The organism is Alcanivorax sp. HI0044 (assembly GCF_001634945.1).
Window position 1 is genome coordinate 1 of the sequence record NZ_LWEZ01001083.1, and the last position, 15,792, is coordinate 15,792.

General features: G+C 60.4%; 16 protein-coding genes. 12 read left to right on the top strand and 4 right to left on the bottom strand.

The window, feature by feature from the left end:
* The 4 genes from A3730_RS12965 to nhaC form a co-directional block, all read left to right on the top strand.
* The coding region (locus A3730_RS12965) for a carboxypeptidase-like regulatory domain-containing protein (protein ID WP_231883953.1) at positions 1–1,772 on the top strand (1,772 nt) is incomplete at its 5' end.
* Between the two features lie 112 nt (positions 1,773–1,884).
* Complete coding sequence (locus tag A3730_RS12970) at positions 1,885–2,733, top strand: 23S rRNA (adenine(2030)-N(6))-methyltransferase RlmJ (RefSeq protein WP_063519335.1); 849 nt, start codon at positions 1,885–1,887, stop codon at positions 2,731–2,733.
* Positions 2,730–3,212, top strand: coding sequence for a GNAT family N-acetyltransferase (locus A3730_RS12975; protein WP_063519336.1), 483 nt, complete (start codon positions 2,730–2,732; stop codon positions 3,210–3,212). The genes A3730_RS12970 and A3730_RS12975 overlap by 4 nt, the downstream gene beginning before the upstream one ends.
* 196 nt (positions 3,213–3,408) lie before the next feature.
* Complete coding sequence (gene nhaC / locus A3730_RS12980; protein WP_063538197.1) at positions 3,409–4,881, top strand: Na+/H+ antiporter NhaC; 1,473 nt, start codon at positions 3,409–3,411, stop codon at positions 4,879–4,881.
* Here nhaC and A3730_RS12985 read toward each other — a convergent pair.
* The 3 genes from A3730_RS12985 to A3730_RS12995 all read right to left on the bottom strand — a co-directional run bounded on the left by A3730_RS12985 (position 4,868) and on the right by A3730_RS12995 (position 7,466).
* Positions 4,868–5,857 carry a Solitary outer membrane autotransporter beta-barrel domain gene (locus A3730_RS12985; protein WP_063520759.1) on the bottom strand — a complete coding sequence of 330 codons (990 nt, stop codon included), beginning with the start codon at positions 5,855–5,857 and terminating at the stop codon, positions 4,868–4,870. The two genes, nhaC and A3730_RS12985, sit on opposite strands and share 14 nt — an antisense overlap.
* A 179-nt stretch (positions 5,858–6,036) precedes the next feature.
* Positions 6,037–7,278 (bottom strand): diaminopimelate decarboxylase, encoded by a 1,242-nt coding sequence (lysA, locus tag A3730_RS12990; RefSeq protein WP_063538199.1) that lies wholly within the window; start codon positions 7,276–7,278, stop codon positions 6,037–6,039.
* A 2-nt stretch (positions 7,279–7,280) separates the two neighbouring features.
* Positions 7,281–7,466 carry a lipoprotein gene (locus tag A3730_RS12995; protein ID WP_063519237.1) on the bottom strand — a complete coding sequence of 62 codons (186 nt, stop codon included), beginning with the start codon at positions 7,464–7,466 and terminating at the stop codon, positions 7,281–7,283.
* A 273-nt stretch (positions 7,467–7,739) separates the two neighbouring features.
* Here A3730_RS12995 and rnk point away from each other — a divergent pair, with 273 nt between their 5' ends.
* Positions 7,740–8,135, top strand: a complete 396-nt coding sequence (gene rnk, locus A3730_RS13000; RefSeq protein ID WP_063519238.1) for a nucleoside diphosphate kinase regulator — start codon at positions 7,740–7,742, stop codon at positions 8,133–8,135.
* A gap of 135 nt (positions 8,136–8,270) precedes the next feature.
* Here rnk and argH read toward each other — a convergent pair whose 3' ends face one another.
* The gene (argH, locus tag A3730_RS13005; RefSeq protein ID WP_063519239.1) at positions 8,271–9,671 is read right to left on the bottom strand and encodes an argininosuccinate lyase; all 1,401 of its coding nucleotides are present in this window, start codon (positions 9,669–9,671) and stop codon (positions 8,271–8,273) included.
* 134 nt (positions 9,672–9,805) lie between these two features.
* On the opposite strand from argH, the gene A3730_RS13010 reads away from it, so the two are divergent.
* The 7 genes from A3730_RS13010 to A3730_RS13040 all read left to right on the top strand — a co-directional run.
* A complete protein-coding gene (locus tag A3730_RS13010; RefSeq protein ID WP_231880546.1) occupies positions 9,806–10,834 on the top strand; it encodes a sensor histidine kinase in 1,029 nt (342 codons plus the stop codon).
* Between the two features lie 14 nt (positions 10,835–10,848).
* A complete protein-coding gene (locus A3730_RS13015) occupies positions 10,849–11,589 on the top strand; it encodes a LytTR family DNA-binding domain-containing protein (RefSeq protein ID WP_063519241.1) in 741 nt (246 codons plus the stop codon).
* Positions 11,590–11,695: 106 nt separating this feature from the next.
* On the top strand, positions 11,696–12,007 hold the full coding sequence (locus tag A3730_RS13020) for a TRL-like family protein (RefSeq protein WP_063519242.1): 312 nt from the start codon (positions 11,696–11,698) through the stop codon (positions 12,005–12,007).
* 215 nt (positions 12,008–12,222) lie between these two features.
* Positions 12,223–13,155, top strand: coding sequence for a hydroxymethylbilane synthase (gene hemC, locus A3730_RS13025; RefSeq protein ID WP_063519243.1), 933 nt, complete (start codon positions 12,223–12,225; stop codon positions 13,153–13,155).
* 29 nt (positions 13,156–13,184) lie between these two features.
* Positions 13,185–13,883 carry a uroporphyrinogen-III synthase gene (locus A3730_RS13030; protein WP_231880544.1) on the top strand — a complete coding sequence of 233 codons (699 nt, stop codon included), beginning with the start codon at positions 13,185–13,187 and terminating at the stop codon, positions 13,881–13,883.
* 262 nt (positions 13,884–14,145) lie between these two features.
* A complete protein-coding gene (locus A3730_RS13035; RefSeq protein WP_063519245.1) occupies positions 14,146–15,111 on the top strand; it encodes a uroporphyrinogen-III C-methyltransferase in 966 nt (321 codons plus the stop codon).
* Positions 15,108–15,792: heme biosynthesis protein HemY (locus A3730_RS13040; protein WP_304439496.1), on the top strand; the 685-nt coding region annotated here is incomplete at its 3' end. The genes A3730_RS13035 and A3730_RS13040, both read left to right, overlap by 4 nt.

A 15,792-nucleotide genomic window follows, 5' to 3' on the forward strand; every position in this document is an offset into this window, starting at 1 on the left:
GAATATCCGGTGCGACTAAAAGGCCATTGTACTGCCTGGAAACCATAGCGTCAGTCTCGTGTAGGCAAAAGATTACAGGCATACAGGGAAAATGCTTGCCTGCCACTTCCCCAGGGCTGCTCTACAATCCAGCTCGCAAGAGGGTCTGTTTCTATTCTATGGAGAGAATTATGCGAATCTGGGTGAGTCGACTGCTGATCATGTCAGTGGTGGCCATGGTGGCTGCCTGTGGTGGTGGCGGTGGTAGTGATGGGGCCGGGAATAGTTTGGGTGGCGGTGGCGGGGCATATGATCCCGCTCCGGGGAACGTGGCAAAGCTGGCGTTTGTGGACGCCAATAACCAGCCTCTGGCGAATGCCGAAATCAAGCTGGTTTCGGAAGCCGAGGCCAAGAAAGCCAAGATGGCCAAGAGCGCCGGATCGGCGGGGCTGACATTTCCTTCAGCATCCACGTTTCCTGATTTCAGCGCAGTGGCTGGACTGTTTCTGGATGAAAAGGGTGAGCTGGATATCAGTGAAATTGTGCCGGGGATTTACTTTGTCCAGCTGACACACAATAGCGTTCAGGTTTATCACATTGTTCAGATCGCGGCGGGTAATGCTGTCGTGCTGTTTTCCATCACCATGCCGATCAGTTGTGATTTGTCCAGCTGCACGGAGGTAGATTCAATCGTCGGTTCGTTGTCAGGCATGGTTTATGACGATAAGGGGCCCATTGAGGGGGCACAGGTATCGCTTGGGGCTGGTACTGCTACCAATGGGGCCTATGCGGTTACCACGACCAACGCTGAAGGTGAGTACTCTCTGAGTTTTAATGTGAGCAAGGATCTGGCTGAAACCCTGGCCACGTCGACCCTCCGGGCAGTCGCGCCGGGGTATCAAACCTCTTCCCAGGCTATCGAGGTCAATAGCGGCAGCCTGGCAGGCGTGAACATCAAGCTGGAGAAAGCGGAGCAGGATCAGGGGAGCGTGCTCTGGCGGGAGACATTTGAAGCGGATTCTGCAACTCGTGACCTGTGGCAGAAGGAGGGAGGCCTTGCGGAAACTCGCTGGCAGTACCTCAACGCGGGGCATGGAATCAGCAATAATCTGGTAGGCAGCTATGTGAAGCTTGCCCCCGGAGATCTGTCGGCGGGGGCCTTGCCTCAGGCGCTGCAGGGGCAGGTGTCTTACTGGTATGGGGATGTGACACAAGGCAACTTCATTGGTGAACGAGATCAGGATGGCAGTGTAAATGATGATGGCGGGCTGTCCGTATCTGAGCATCAGGGAGGGCTGGTCTCGCCTTCCATTGATCTCTCTGAAGAATCCGTGCCGCTTGCTTTGAGCTTCAGGGCCTGGTGGGAAATCGAGTCGGTGAATCCGAATGAAAACGGTTTCGACCTGATGATGGTCCAGGTCTCAACTGATGGCGGCAGCAGTTTTGAGAATCTGGCACGGCTCAATCCGTTGGCCGATCCTGAGTCCTCACTGGAGCGGGATGCAATCCCCTATTCCAATGCGGGTTTTAATGCTCCGCCCGTCAATGCACAGCAGGAGCCCATTTCTCTGGATGCTTACGCAGGTGAATCGGACGTTGTGCTGCGTTTTGTCTTCTCTACGGAAGATGAGCTTTATAACGGTTTCCGTGGCTGGGTACTTGACGATGTGGTCATCTCTCGTACGGAAGGTTCTTTCCCGTTGTATGAAGGCGATGGCGAAGACGAGGTGGGTGGCATGGAGCCCATGGCCAAATCAGGCTTGGCTGGCACAGGCAAAAGAGTGTCCAGATAGAGGATCCCCGCCAAGAAGCCAGGAATGTAAACCGCCCCTCGGGGCGGTTTTTTATTGCCATAAGGGCTGGTTGTCCTACACTGCCGCTTTCAGCTCATTCTGGATGTATGTCATGTTGTCCTACCGCCACAGCTACCACGCCGGCAATTTCGCCGATGTCCTCAAGCACATCGTGCAGATGGCAATCATTGAATACCTGAAGAAGAAGGACAAACCCTTCACGGTGCACGACACCCACGCCGGTGCAGGCAGCTATGCCATCGCCAGTGAGCACATGCAGAAGACCGGTGAGTACCAGGAAGGGATTGCCAGGTTGTTTGGCAAGCGCACCGGGGTGGGGGTGATTGACCAGTATGTGTCGCTGGTGGAAAAGCTGAACCCGGTGGGGCGGCTGACGGACTATCCCGGTTCGCCGCTGATCAGCGCCCGCCTGCTGCGTGAGCAGGATGTGCTGCAGTGCACGGAGCTGCACACCACTGACTTTGCCCTGCTCAAGCGTGAGTTCGCTGACGACAAGCGGGTGCAGGTGCTCAAGGAAGATGCCTGGCAGGGGCTCAAGGCATTGCTGCCGCCCCAGCATCGGCGCGGTCTGGTACTGATTGATCCGTCCTACGAGATGGAAGCGGATTACAACGGCGTGCTGCCTGCGGTGCAAATGGCCATGGAGAAATTTGCCACCGCCACCTATGCCATCTGGTACCCGGTGCTGGACCGCAACCGCACGGAAAGCTTTATTCGCCGTTTTGTGAAAGCGGGGATTCCCAATCTGTTGCGGGTGGAATGCTGCGTGCGCCCGGATGCTTCCGGCCGCGGCATGACCGGTACGGGCATGTTGATCATTAACCCGCCTTACACGCTGGCCCAGCACATGGCTCAGGCCATGCCGTTATTGAAAGATGCGCTCTGCGATGCCAATGGTCATACCCTGGTAAAGCAGCTGACCGGTGAAACGCCGGAATGACCGTTGTTCTGCGAGACGCCCGGCGTGGGGATGTGGCGGACTTGTTGCGCCTTATCCGTGATCTGGCGCGCTACGAAAAAGCCGAGGATCAGGTGAAGGCCGATGCACAGCAGCTGGCTGCTACCCTGTTTGGTGAAGGAGCAACGGCCCATGCCATGGTGGCCGAGCAGGATGGCCTGATCGTTGGGCTGGCCATCTACTTCTTCAATTACTCTACCTGGCAAGGCCGCAACGGCCTGTATCTGGAAGACCTGTTCGTGGAGCCGGAACAGCGAGGGGCGGGCATCGGCAAAGCCCTGCTGGCCCGGCTGGCGGCTTTGGCCGTGGAGCGTGATTGCGGGCGTTTCGAGTGGAGCGTACTGGACTGGAATACGCCCGCCATCGATTTCTATGAAGGCCTGGGCGCACGCCCCCAGTCAGAGTGGGTGCGCTACCGTCTGGAAGGCGATGCCCTGAAGGCACTGGCGAATAGCGCCTGACGCGCTGTCTTGTTGGTGCCAGCTGCGCCTGTCGTGTGGCCGTTTTCGGTTGCCGTTTGCCGAGTGAAACTCCGACGACCGGTGATGCCGGTCTGTCGCTGCACTGGTAGACTGCGCCGCTTTCTGTACAGGCGGTAAGTGCTTACTTGCGCTTGCTCACGTATAACCGAACGTTCTGTCGCCCACTGTTGCCGCCATGACTGAATCCCGACACCGCCGTCCCTCCCTGTTTGATGCCTTGCTGCCGATTGTCGTGTTGGTGGGCCTGCTGGCGGCGGCGGTGTACCTGTATGGTGACAGCGCGTCTTCCGGGCCTAACCAGATTGCCCTGTTGTTCTGCGCCGGCCTGGCCTCATTGATCGCGTTCAAGAACGGTCTGACCTGGCGGGAAATCGAAACCGCCATGGTACAGGGAATCTCGGTGGCGCTGGGTGCCATCCTGATTCTGCTGATGGTCGGCGCGCTGATTGGCACCTGGCGGCTGGCGGGCATTGTCCCGTCGCTGATCTATTTTGGCCTGGAGCTGATGAACCCGTCGCTGTTCTACGCGGCGGCCTGCCTGATCTGCGCGATTATTGCCCTGAGTATCGGTTCCAGCTGGACTGTGGCGGCCACCGTGGGCGTGGCGCTCATCGGCGTGGCCAGCGGGCTGGGGCTGTCCCTGCCGGTGGCCGCCGGGGCAGTGGTGTCCGGGGCCTATTTCGGTGACAAGATCTCGCCCCTGTCCGAAACCACCAACCTGGCGCCGGCGGTGGCCGGTTCCGAACTGTTCGAGCACATTCGCCTGATGCTGTGGACCACGGTGCCGTCCATTGTCATCGCTCTGCTGATCTTTCTGGTGATGGGGATGCATACGGACATTCCCGACACCGGTGTGGATCGTATTGCGCCCCTGCTGGCAGGGCTGGAAAGCCAATTCCATGTTTCCCTCATTCACTTGCTGCCGCTGGGGCTGTTGTTGTTTATGGCGCTCAAGCGCATGCCGGCGCTGCCTGCCATTTTCATTGGCGCGCTGGTGGGTGGTGTCTGGGCGTTGCTGTTTCAGCAGGAGGCCATCGCCGTGCAGGCAGGGGTAGCCAACCCGGACTGGACGCTGACCCTGCAGGTGATCTGGCAGACTTTCTTTGCCGGGGTTACAGTGGATGCCGGCGATGCGGCTCTCAATGACCTGCTCTCAGGCGGTGGCATGGCTTCCATGATGAACACGGTCTGGCTGATCATGTGCGCCATGACGTTTGGCGCAGTCATGGAAAAAGCCGGGCTACTGGCGCGTTTGATCGAGGGGCTGCTGGGGATGGTCAAGGGCGCTGCCGGGTTGATCACCGCGACCCTGGCGACCTGCTTTGGCAGCAATATCCTTACCGCCGATCAGTACATCTCCATCATCATGCCCGGGCGCATGTTCCGCGAAGCCTATGAGAAAAAAGGGCTGGCCCCGGTAAACCTGTCCCGTGCGCTGGAAGATGGCGGCACCATCACCAGCCCGCTGATCCCCTGGAATACCTGTGGAGCCTACATGCAGTCGGTGCTGCTGGTGCCGGTGACCGATTACCTTTTCTATGCGTTCTTCAACCTGATCAACCCGGTGCTGGCGCTAGCCTATGCCTGGCTGGGCATCAAGGTACTGCGGTTGACCCCGCCGCAAGCAGTGGCCACTACTCCTCGTTGAACAACAGCACCAGGGTGCCGCCGCGCAGCACGCTGCCATAGTTCAGGTTGATGCCGATGCCCACGTTGTCCACGAAAGGGATTCCCCTTTTTCGCAGGTCCAGTAACCAGCCAACCCCGGCTTCGTAGTAATAGTGGTTACCCAGCGGACCATCCAGATCGCCGCCCAGATCATACCGTGAGGCCTGCAGCCAGACATTCTGGCCGGGCAGTATGCGGGTGACAAAGGGGTGGCGCCAGCGGACGCCGTTGGCCCAATACCAGGCTTCCGGTTGCACATCGTGGGCGGATTCTCCGGTGTTATAGGTGCGCCCATGCATGTAGTGAAAATCACTGATCAGCTTCAGTTCTGCGCCGCGCCCGTCGACAAACCAGGTGGCACGAACATGGGGTTCGGCCTGCCAGGCATTGGCGCGATAGTTGGTTATCAGCCCATCGGCCAGCGGTGCCAGGGCCTGGGATTCCGGGGTGTTGAAATCCGTGTCATTGCGGTAGCGCTGCCAGAGCAGGTTCATGCCTGCGGCCAGGCCGACATGATCATTCATCCGGTGACGGACTTCCCCACCCATGGACAGTGTGGTCACTGAGCCGTCGATCCTGTCCTCCACGCGTTGGTCGGGGCTGACCAGTCGGGTCTCCTGTTGCTGGCCGAGGTAAGCGGCCTTCACGCCAAGCACCAGGGTATTGCTGTCTTCCCCCAGTGGCCTGCTCCAGGTGTAGGGGATGGACAGGGTGGTAAGGCGCTGGCGAAGTTCCTGGGCTTCCAGTGAACCCAGGTTTTCATCCTCGAAACCGATGTAGTTGTTGGGATCGAAATCCCAGAAGCCGAAGCGTACGGCATTGCCGCCGGTGAGAAGGGCGGCGGTGACATAGTTTTCTGCCAGGCTCAGACGGACGGCCTGGTCCAGTGGCGTGGCCGCTTGGGACGGTGCGGTAAAAACCGCGAGAACAAAAAGCAGGAGCGCGTGTCGGGCCATGACCGTTTCAGGTTGCCACTTTGGATCTAGTTAACCACAAAATTCGCTCCCACAGGTGAGCTTCGCGGCGGCAGAAAAAAGCCGCCCCGACATTCGTCTGGCGCGGCTTTTTGTGTTCACTCTATCTCCCAGCCGCTTTCGCGTTGTTGCCCCAAGCGTGTTGCGCGCAGCGTCTCTCGTTACGGCAGCAGCGACTCCAGCTTGAGCTGTTCGTCATAGGTTTCCCGCTGACGCACCACAAAGGCCTGGTCGCCATCCACCATGATCTCGGCGGGGCGGTTGCGGCTGTTGTAGTTGCTGGCCATGGCGAAGCCGTAAGCGCCGGCGCTGCGCACGGCCAGCAGGTCGCCGGTTTCCAGGGACAGGGCGCGGTCCTTGCCGAGGAAGTCGCCGGTTTCGCACACCGGGCCGACGATATCCCAGTTACGGCAATCGGCGTCATGGGGTTTCACCGGCACGATATTTTGCCAAGCGGAATACAGGCTCGGGCGAATCAGGTCGTTCATGGCGCCGTCGACGATGGCGAAGTTCTTGTGCTCGGTGGGCTTGAGGAACAACACCTGGGTAATGAACAGGCCGGCGTTGGCGGCAATGGAGCGGCCCGGTTCGATATGTACGGGCAGCTCGCCGGGGATGTGCTTGAGCAGGGCCTGCACATAAGCCGCACGGTCCGGTGGCGTTTCATCGTCGTAGGTGACGCCCAGGCCACCGCCCAGATCCAGGTGATGGATTTCGATGCCATGCTCCTGCAGCTGGGCAAGCAGTTTCAGCACCCGGTCCAGTGCATCTTCAAAGGGCGCAAGCTTGGTCAGCTGGCTGCCGATGTGGCAGTCGATGCCGAGGATGCGGATGTGCGGCATCTCGTGGGCGCGCTGATACAGGGCCGGTGCCTTGGTGATGTCCACGCCGAACTTGTTGTCTTTCAGGCCGGTGGAAATATAGGGATGGGTCTGGGCGTCCACATCCGGGTTCACCCGGATGGCGATGGGGGCTTCGCGGTCCAGTTCGCCGGCCACCAGGTTGAGCAGTTCCAGCTCGGCGGCGGATTCCACATTGAAGCAGTGGATGTTGGCTTTCAGAGCCGCGGCCATTTCGTCGGCGGTTTTGCCCACGCCGGAAAAGACAATCTTGTCCGGGTCGCCCCCGGCGCGCAGCACCCGCTCCAGCTCACCACCGGAAACGATATCGAACCCCGCTCCACACCGGGCCAGCACATTCAACACCGCCAGGTTGGAGTTGGCTTTCACTGCGTAGCACACCTGGTGAGGGTGGTCGCCGAAGGCTTCATCGAAGGCCAGATAGTGACGCTCCAGAGCCGCACGGGAATACAGGTAGAGCGGTGTGCCGAAGCGATCCGCCAGCTGTTCTACGGGAAGATCTTCGGCGAATAGCTGGCCGTCACGGTACTGAAAGGGATCCATGATTATTCCTGTCCGGACGCGTTGGCGTCGTCTTCGTCTTGGGTGTCTTCACTGTCTTTTGCATCGGGCTGCGCCGGTTGCGCGTCGCTGGCCGGTGCGGTTGCGCTGCGTTCCTGGTCAAAATACAACGGACCTTTCTGGCCGCAGGCGGCCAGTAGCAGGAACAGTAACAGGCTGAATGGGCGCATGGGATACTCCGTTTGCTGGAGGGGGAGTATAACGGTTCGGTACTGCAATGGCAGCCTGCGTGCCGCTGCGGTTTGGGTGTCCGATAACGCCGCTTGAGAAAAAAGCGGTCCGGTTTACTATCAGTGAATAGTCTGCCCCGCGTGGACACATTTCTGCTGATCTTTTCGCCCCTTCACTCGTACTTGCCCTGCCTGCGCCTGGATACCCCGGCATGCGGGCGGGCGTGTATGCGCGGGGCATTTCTGAATGATTGACCCTGTAAGGAGAAAGCCATGGCGTTACCGGCCATTACCGTTTCACGTTTGGATGTTGCGCGCCTGGAAGCATTGTTAGCCACCGCCCATGGCGAGGTGGCCGAAGGCCTGGAAGAGGAGCTGTTGCGTGCCACGGTGGTGGCCCCCGAGGCAATGCCGGCGGATGTGGTGACCATGAATTCGCGGATTCGCTGCCGGGAACAGGGGCGTGGGCGGGAAATGAGCCTGACGCTGGTGTATCCGCAGGATAGCGGGCCGGAGAAAGTGTCCGTGTTGGCGCCGGTGGGGGCAGCGCTACTGGGGTTATCGGTGGGCCAGAGTATCGACTGGCCCGCGCCCAACGGCAAGACCCTGAAACTGGAGATTCTCGCCATCGAGTATCAGCCAGAAGCCAACGGTGAAGATCTGGCGTAGCACGGGGCAGGGACTGCTGTGCGGGTGTGCTAACGGCTACGCCGTTGCCCGGAACGAAAACGCCACCGGCTCCAGAGAGTCGGTGGCGTTTTTTATCGTACGGCGCCTTCCGAAGAAAGCGCTCGTTGCGGCGCGTTAGTGGCTGGTGTTGTCCAGCGCCTCGCGGGCGCGGGCCACGGCCGCCCGTACCTGGTCCGGTGCGGTGCCGCCGATGTGGTTACGGGCGCTCACCGAGCCTTCCAGGGTCAGCACGTCGAACACGTCGTCGTCGATCTGGTCGCTGAACTGCTTGAGTTCGGACAGGGACATGTCACCCAGATCCTTCTTCTTCTCTACGCCATAGGCCACGGCCTTGCCGACGATCTCGTGGGAGTCGCGGAAAGCGATGCCCTTGCGGACCAGGTAATCGGCCAGATCGGTGGCAGTGGCGAAGCCACGGCGGGCCGCCTCGCGCATGACTTCGCGGTTGGGCTCCAGGGACGGGATCATGTCGCCGAAGGCGCGCAGGCTGCCCTTGAGGGTGTCCACGGCGTCGTACAACGGTTCCTTGTCTTCCTGATTGTCCTTGTTGTAGGCCAGCGGCTGGCTTTTCATCAGGGTCAGCAGGCTGATCAGGTGGCCGTTAACGCGGCCGGTCTTGCCGCGTACCAGCTCGGGCACGTCCGGGTTTTTCTTCTGCGGCATGATGGAGCTGCCGGTGCAGAAGCGGTCGGGCAGGTTGATGAAGTTGAACTGGGCGCTGGTCCACAGCACCAGTTCTTCGCTGATCCGCGACAGGTGGGTCATGGTCAGGGCGGCCAGAGCGCAGAATTCGATGGCGAAGTCCCGGTCGCTCACCGCGTCCAGCGAGTTTTCGCAGACGCCGTCGAAGCCGAGCAACTCGCAGGTACGCTCGCGGTTGATCGGGTAGGTGGTGCCGGCCAGGGCGGCGGCGCCCAGGGGCATGCGGTTGACCCGCTTGCGGCAATCCAGCAGGCGCTCGCGATCACGTTTGAGCATTTCGAACCAGGCCAGCAGGTGGTGCCCGAAGGTCACTGGCTGGGCCGTCTGCAGGTGAGTAAAGCCGGGCATGATGGTGGCCGCTTCGCGCTCGGCCAGGTTCAGCAGGCCGGTCATCAGGTACAGATACTGCTCTTCCAGAATCAGCAGTTCGTCGCGCAGCCACAGGCGGATGTCGGTGGCTACCTGGTCGTTACGGCTGCGACCGGTGTGCAGCTTTTTGCCGGTGATGCCGATCTTGTCGGTGAGCCGCGCTTCGATGTTCATGTGCACATCTTCCAGGGCCACGGACCACTCGAACTCGCCGTTTTCGATTTCCAGCTGAATTTCACGCAGCCCCTGGATAATGGCATCGCGCTCCTCATCGGTGAGCACGCCCACTTCGGCCAGCATGGTGGCATGGGCCTGGGAGCCATAGATGTCCTGACGGTACATGCGGCGGTCGAAGTTCACACTGGCAGTGAATTCCTGCACGAACTGGTCGGTGGACTCGCTGAAGCGGCCGCCCCAGAGTTTGTTCTGCTGCTTGTCAGTCATCGTACTTGCTCAACGCTTGGTTTGCGGGGGCGCAAGTATAGCAGGGGGAGACTATTCCTTGGGAGTGGCGGTTGGTTCAGGTATAACATCTTAATAACTAATTGTTTTTCCGTATAAGGAGAGCATTCGTGGCCATGGATGTCCCGGCCAATAACAGTTTCCTGCCTGACCTGTGCAGCACTCGAGCCGTGCTGGTGGTGGTGGTGGTGGCTGAGTTGATGGCGTTGGTGGTGACGTTGGTGGCCACTTACTACGACGATTTCAGTGTCGGTCGGCTGGCGGTTACCTCTCTGTTCGTGCAGTGGGTGGGGCTGACGTCTGCGGCGCTGGTGTGCCAGCTGCGTAATCGACTGAACCTGTTGCCACCCGCCTGGACCTCTACCGCTGTGGTATTGCTGGTGGTGGTCGATACCCTGTTGTTCAGCGTTCTGGCCCGGCTGATCATGGCTTGGGTGAGCGGCGGCGCACTGGAAATGGGGCTGTGGTCTACAGAAATTCCGGTTAACGGCTTGATTGCGGCGATCATCGCCGGCCTGGTTATGCGCTATTTCTATGTGCAGGAGCAGTTGCGGCAAAAGGATCAGGCTGAGTTGCAGGCACGTATTCAGGCCCTGCAATCACGGATCCGCCCGCACTTTCTGTTCAATTCCATGAACATTATCGCCAGCCTTATCGCGGTGGACCCGGATGGGGCGGAGCAGGTGGTGGAGGACTTGTCGGTGCTGTTTCGCGCCAGCCTCAAGAACAGTGGAAACGAGGCCTCACTGGAAGAAGAACTGGAGCTGTGTCGGCGCTATATTCACATCGAGCAGCTGCGGATGGGGGAGCGTTTGCAGGTGGCATGGGATATCCAGGTAGACGCAAAATCCCTGAAGATTCCGTTATTAACCTTGCAACCCTTGCTTGAAAATGCCATTTATCATGGCATACAGCCATTATCTGCAGGGGGGATGGTGACGATTCGCGCCCTCGCGCACAATGGCAACCTGGTGCTGTCGGTGAGCAATCCCAAGCCGGAAGGCGACGGACATCACAAAGGCAACCGCATGGCGCTGGAAAATATACGTCACCGGCTGGAAGCCCTGTACGGTGATGATGTGGCGGTGGAATCCCGCCCGGAACAAAAAGAATACGAGATCGAAATTCGATATCCGCTGCAATAAAAAGGATGGGACTTATGCGGGTACTTGTCTGCGATGACGAGCAACTGGCTCGGGACCGGCTCAAGAGGCTGGTCGATAAAATCGAGAATGCCGAGGTGGTGGCAGAGGCGGCCAATGGCCGTGAAGCCATCATTGAAGCCCAGTCCTGCAAGCCGGACGTGGTGCTGATGGATATCCGCATGCCGGAAATGGATGGCATGGAAGCGGCGGAGCATCTGGGCAAGATGGACAATCCGCCGGCCGTGATTTTCTGTACGGCCTATGACGAGCATGCCTTGCAGGCATTCCGCGTGCACGCGGTGGATTACCTGCTCAAGCCCGTCAATGCCGCCGACCTGACAACGGCACTAACCAAGGCGAAAACGCTTAACCGCGTGCAGCTGGCGGAAATCAGCGATGAGGTGAGCGAAGAAAAGCCCCGTCGTCGCGGCCATATCAGCGCCCGAACCCACCGGGGTCTGGAACTGGTGCCGGTGGAGGACGTGCGCTACTTCCTGGCTGATCAGAAATACGTGACCGTGTGTTTTAGTGAAGGCGAAGTGCTGATTGACGAAACCCTGAAAGAACTGGAAACCGAATTCGGTGACCAGTTTGTGCGTATTCACCGCAATGCGTTGGTGGCACTCCGGTATATTGAGGGCATGGAGATGGCCACCGCCGGGCACCATCAGGTGCGTCTGCGCGGGGTGGATGAACGGTTGACCGTGAGCCGGCGCCATGTGGCGGGGCTGCGGCGGGTGCTGCAAAGCCTGTAACGGGGATCCGGGGTAATTAACAAGGTCCGGGTCGCATGCTAGCCTTGAGCTTGCTGCATTGAACGAAAAATGAACGACAACGAATAACAAAAACAGGAACTCTGTGATGAAAAAAACTCTCCTTCTTCTGGTCAGCGCGGTCGTGCTCAGCGGTTGTGCCAGCGCCACCATGCCGGTTACCGGCTTTCTGTACGGCAACGTGAAAGCGCCCATGGCGGCCACCGCCTCCTCGGAAAAGCCCACTCGCGTGGGGCGCGCCAGTGCCCGCTCCATTCTCGGTGTGGTTGCCTCCGGCGATGCCAGCATCCAGACCGCCGCCCGTAATGGCGGGATTACCGAAATTCACCATGTGGACTATGAATCCCAGAACTTCTTTGGGGTGCTGGCGGAATTCACCGTTGTCGTGTACGGCAATTAAGTTGAAAGTTTAAAGTTGAAACGCGGGCCTGCACCGGGTGGGGCCTGCTCTCGAAGCCGCGTCCAGACTATGGGCGCGGCTTCGACGTTTCTGAATCCGACTACTCTGCCCGCGCTTTTAAACTTTGAACTTTTCACTTTTAACTCCTCGTCTCGGCCCCCACGCGCCTTTGCTGTAGACTAAGTCCACTTTTTAACTGAACAACAGGATGCCCCATGTCCCGCGAAATCTTGCGTATCGCCACCCGTTCCAGCCCGCTGGCTATCTGGCAGGCCGAGTATGTTCAGCAGCGTCTGGAAAGCCTGCATGACGGGTTGGCGGTGGAGCTGGTGCGGATCAAGACCCAGGGGGACAAGATCCTCGACACCCCGCTGGCCAAGATCGGTGGCAAGGGGCTGTTCGTGAAGGAGCTGGAAGAGGCGATGATGGATGGGCGCGCGGATATTGCGGTGCACTCCATGAAGGATGTGCCCATGGAGCTGCCGGAAGGGTTTGCCCTGCCGGTGATCTGTGAGCGCGAAGATCCCCGGGATGCGTTTGTTTCCAGTACATTCGATAGCCTGTCGTCTTTGCCCCATGGCGCTTGCGTGGGCACCTCCAGCCTGCGCCGCCAGGCCCAGGTAAAAGCCAATCGCCCGGATCTGGTGGTGAAAAGCCTGCGCGGGAATGTGCAGACCCGGCTGGGCAAACTGGATGCCGGCGAATTTGACGCCATTATTCTGGCTGCCGCGGGCCTCAAACGCCTGGAAATGCACGATCGCATTCGCTACGAAATGCCTCCGGAAGAATCGCTGCCTGCCGTGGGGCAGGGCGCGGTGGGTATCGAATGCCGCGAAGAGGATGCGCGCACTATCGAGCTGTTGTCGCCGCTGAGCGATGTGGATACCTGGGATCGCGTGGTGGCTGAGCGTGCCATGAACCGCCGTCTGGAAGGGGGCTGCCAGGTCCCCATTGCGGGGTTTGCGTTGCTGGAGGATGGCCAATTGTGGCTGCGTGGCCTGGTGGCAGAGGAAGATGGCAGCCGGGTGCTGCGGGCGGAAGGCTCGGCTCCGCGCGCCCAGGGTGCCGAGTTGGGTATCGATATTGCCGAACAGCTGCTGGCCCAAGGCGCGGATGCCATTTTGCAGGCCTTGTACGCCCGCCAATGACCCGGCAAGGACGGCAGCAACAGGTCGTCGTGACCCGTCCCGCGGGCCAGCAGCAACGGCTGATGGCCCTGCTCACGGAGGCGGGCTACCAGCCTCTTCACCAGCCGGCGCTGGAAATAGAGCCGGTGCCGGTGGATGGCGCCATGCAACGCACCCTGATGGAACTGGATCGTTACCACGCGGTATTTTTTGCCAGCGTGAATGCCGCTCGGTTGGCCCTGTCGGCCATGGCGGACCTGTGGCCGCAGTGGCCCGTGGGTGTGCACTGGCTGGCGGTGGGTCGGGCCACGGCGGCGGAGTTGGCGTCCTGGCATCTACCTGCCACGGTGCCAGAGCATGGCTTCAATTCCGAAGCGGTGCTGGCGCTGCCCTGCCTGCAACAGCTGCAGGAAAAACAGGTTCTGATCTGTCGGGGCGACAGTGGCCGCGAGTTGCTGGCGCAGAGCCTGGAAGCGCGCGGTGCCCGTGTCGATGCGCTGGCCTTTTACCGGCGCCATGGGGCCAGCCACATCACCATTTCGGCGCAGGCTGATTGGGTGATGGTTACCAGCGTGCAAGGTTGGCAGGCGCTCCAGCCTGTGCTGCCCGCCGGTTGTGGCGTGGTGGCGGCTGGGGTGCGGGTGGCTGCTGCGGTGCAGGCCAATCATGCCGGCCCGGTGCGGGTGGCAGCCAGTGCCCATGACGATGACATGCTGGCGGCCTTGAACGCCGGTGGTAGCGATCGTTAAGGCGAGCGTCTTTCTTCTCCCCAGTGTCTTGGCTGCCTGCCGGCTTGGTCGGGCGCGTGATTTTCGGTCTGGCTATGCGTCCAGCGGTGAATAGTGATTACTCTATGGCGCGAAGAATTTTTTACCCGATCTAACCGTTAATGATTGGACAGCAATGGGCGCTCACTTTAAGGTTTTTGCAATGATATCGGGTATCGCCACACCGAGGGCGCAGGGGGTTCGAGACTCGCGCACGCCTCGCTATGACAACAACGGAGCTGACATGACGCAGGATCGTCTTTTTTCCCGCCAGGCCGGGGCAAGCCTTTTGACTGTGCTGCTGGTACTGGTGGTGCTGGCTGCACTCGGGGCGGCTGGCTGGTGGGGGTGGCAGGAGTTCACCCGGCTGAAGAGCGAAAAGAGCAGCCTGGCGGATCAAGTGACGACCGTGAAAGGTGAGTTGGCCAGCCAGCGCGCCCAGGTGCAGTCTGCCCTGTCCGGTCTGGAAAAAGAGCAGGCCAAACTGGCGGCGCAGATGACCAAGGACCGCGCCGCGCTGACCGACTTGAAAAGCGGCGGTCAGCGTTTGTGGCTGATCAACGAAGCGCGTGCCCTGGCCAGCCTGGCCAGCCAGCGTCTGTTGCTTACCCAGGATGCCCTGGCCGCGCGCCGCTTGTTGAAAGCGGCGGATGAAACACTGGCCCGCCTGGATGACCCCGCCGTGTTGCCGGCCCGCAAGGCACTGGCTCTGGACATGGAAACCCTCAGTGGGGCCAGCCAGGTGGACGTGCAGGGCATGGTGCTGCGCCTGGGGGCCTTGCGGGAGTTGGTCGCTGAGTTGGCGGTACCCGCAGAAGCGTCACCACCGGAGCGTGATACCCCGGATGTAGATCAGCCCTGGTGGCAAGATGTGCTGGACCGGATGCCGGTGACCGTGCGTCGCCACGAGGGTGCAGTGCCGCTGCCGTTGTCGGGTGAGCAGGCTTCGCTGGTGCGCCTGACATTGGATGGCAGCCTGCAGCAGGCGCAGCTGGCGCTGATGCAGGGCCGGGCGGAGGCCTATGGGCAAGCCGTTGAAAATGCTCGCAGTACCCTCGAACAATGGTTCCGGGACGATGATCCCCGTGCAGCACAAATGCAGGCAACCCTCAAGGAGATGGGCGGTGCCAGCGTGGCCCAGGCCCTGCCGCAAATCGGTAATGGCCTGGCGGCTATCGAAGCCTTGAAACGCAAGGAGGGCGGCGCATGAAGAAAGTCGTCCTGCTGGTTATTATCGCCCTGGTTGCCGCGCTGGCGTTGGGGCGCTGGATGGCAGCGGATTCCGGTTATGTGTTGATCATCCGGGACTCCGTGTCTGTGGATACCACCCTGGGGTTTGTGGTGCTGCTGGCCCTGCTTGGCGCGGTGGCGTTGGTGGTGCTGACCTTGCTGGGCAACGCGGCCTGGAATGCCATGGAGCCGGTGCGTGCCACCCGCCGCTGGAAAAAGGCAGTGGCGGAGCGTCGTTTGCGTAGTGGTTTCCTGCAGTTAGTGGATGGCGAACAGGAAAAGGCCGAGCGCTTGCTGGTGGCCGCCGGTGAAGACGGTGACTGGCCGCTGGTGGCCTGGTTGCTGGCGGCGGAAGCGGCCCAGGAGCAGGACAAGGTAGAGGCAACGCAGCATTATCTTGAACAGGCCAGCAGCGATCGTCGGGGACGTTTGGTGGCCGGCCTGATGAAAGCGCGCTTCGCCCTGGAAGACGGCTACCCGGAACAGGCTCGTAGCGAATTGAAGGTGCTGGCGGACATGGCGCCGCGCAACAAGCGTATTCTCAATACCTATGCCGAGGTACTGGAAAGCCAGAAAGACTGGCAGGTGCTGTGTGCCCTGATGCCGCGTTTGAAGCGGGCCTTTGGCGAGGCCAACCAGGGCCGTCGTGAGCGCCGGGCCT

Bases quoted from the DNA above. Each gene is read 5' to 3' on its own strand.
- A3730_RS12970 (WP_063519335.1), top strand. From the start codon at position 1,885: ATGTTGTCCTACCGCCACAGCTACCACGCCGGCAATTTCGCCGATGTC.
- A3730_RS12975 (WP_063519336.1), top strand. From the start codon at position 2,730: ATGACCGTTGTTCTGCGAGACGCCCGGCGTGGGGATGTGGCGGACTTG.
- nhaC (WP_063538197.1), top strand. From the start codon at position 3,409: ATGACTGAATCCCGACACCGCCGTCCCTCCCTGTTTGATGCCTTGCTG.
- A3730_RS12985 (WP_063520759.1), bottom strand. From the start codon at position 5,857: ATGGCCCGACACGCGCTCCTGCTTTTTGTTCTCGCGGTTTTTACCGCA.
- lysA (WP_063538199.1), bottom strand. From the start codon at position 7,278: ATGGATCCCTTTCAGTACCGTGACGGCCAGCTATTCGCCGAAGATCTT.
- A3730_RS12995 (WP_063519237.1), bottom strand. From the start codon at position 7,466: ATGCGCCCATTCAGCCTGTTACTGTTCCTGCTACTGGCCGCCTGCGGC.
- rnk (WP_063519238.1), top strand. From the start codon at position 7,740: ATGGCGTTACCGGCCATTACCGTTTCACGTTTGGATGTTGCGCGCCTG.
- argH (WP_063519239.1), bottom strand. From the start codon at position 9,671: ATGACTGACAAGCAGCAGAACAAACTCTGGGGCGGCCGCTTCAGCGAG.
- A3730_RS13010 (WP_231880546.1), top strand. From the start codon at position 9,806: ATGGATGTCCCGGCCAATAACAGTTTCCTGCCTGACCTGTGCAGCACT.
- A3730_RS13015 (WP_063519241.1), top strand. From the start codon at position 10,849: ATGCGGGTACTTGTCTGCGATGACGAGCAACTGGCTCGGGACCGGCTC.
- A3730_RS13020 (WP_063519242.1), top strand. From the start codon at position 11,696: ATGAAAAAAACTCTCCTTCTTCTGGTCAGCGCGGTCGTGCTCAGCGGT.
- hemC (WP_063519243.1), top strand. From the start codon at position 12,223: ATGTCCCGCGAAATCTTGCGTATCGCCACCCGTTCCAGCCCGCTGGCT.
- A3730_RS13035 (WP_063519245.1), top strand. From the start codon at position 14,146: ATGACGCAGGATCGTCTTTTTTCCCGCCAGGCCGGGGCAAGCCTTTTG.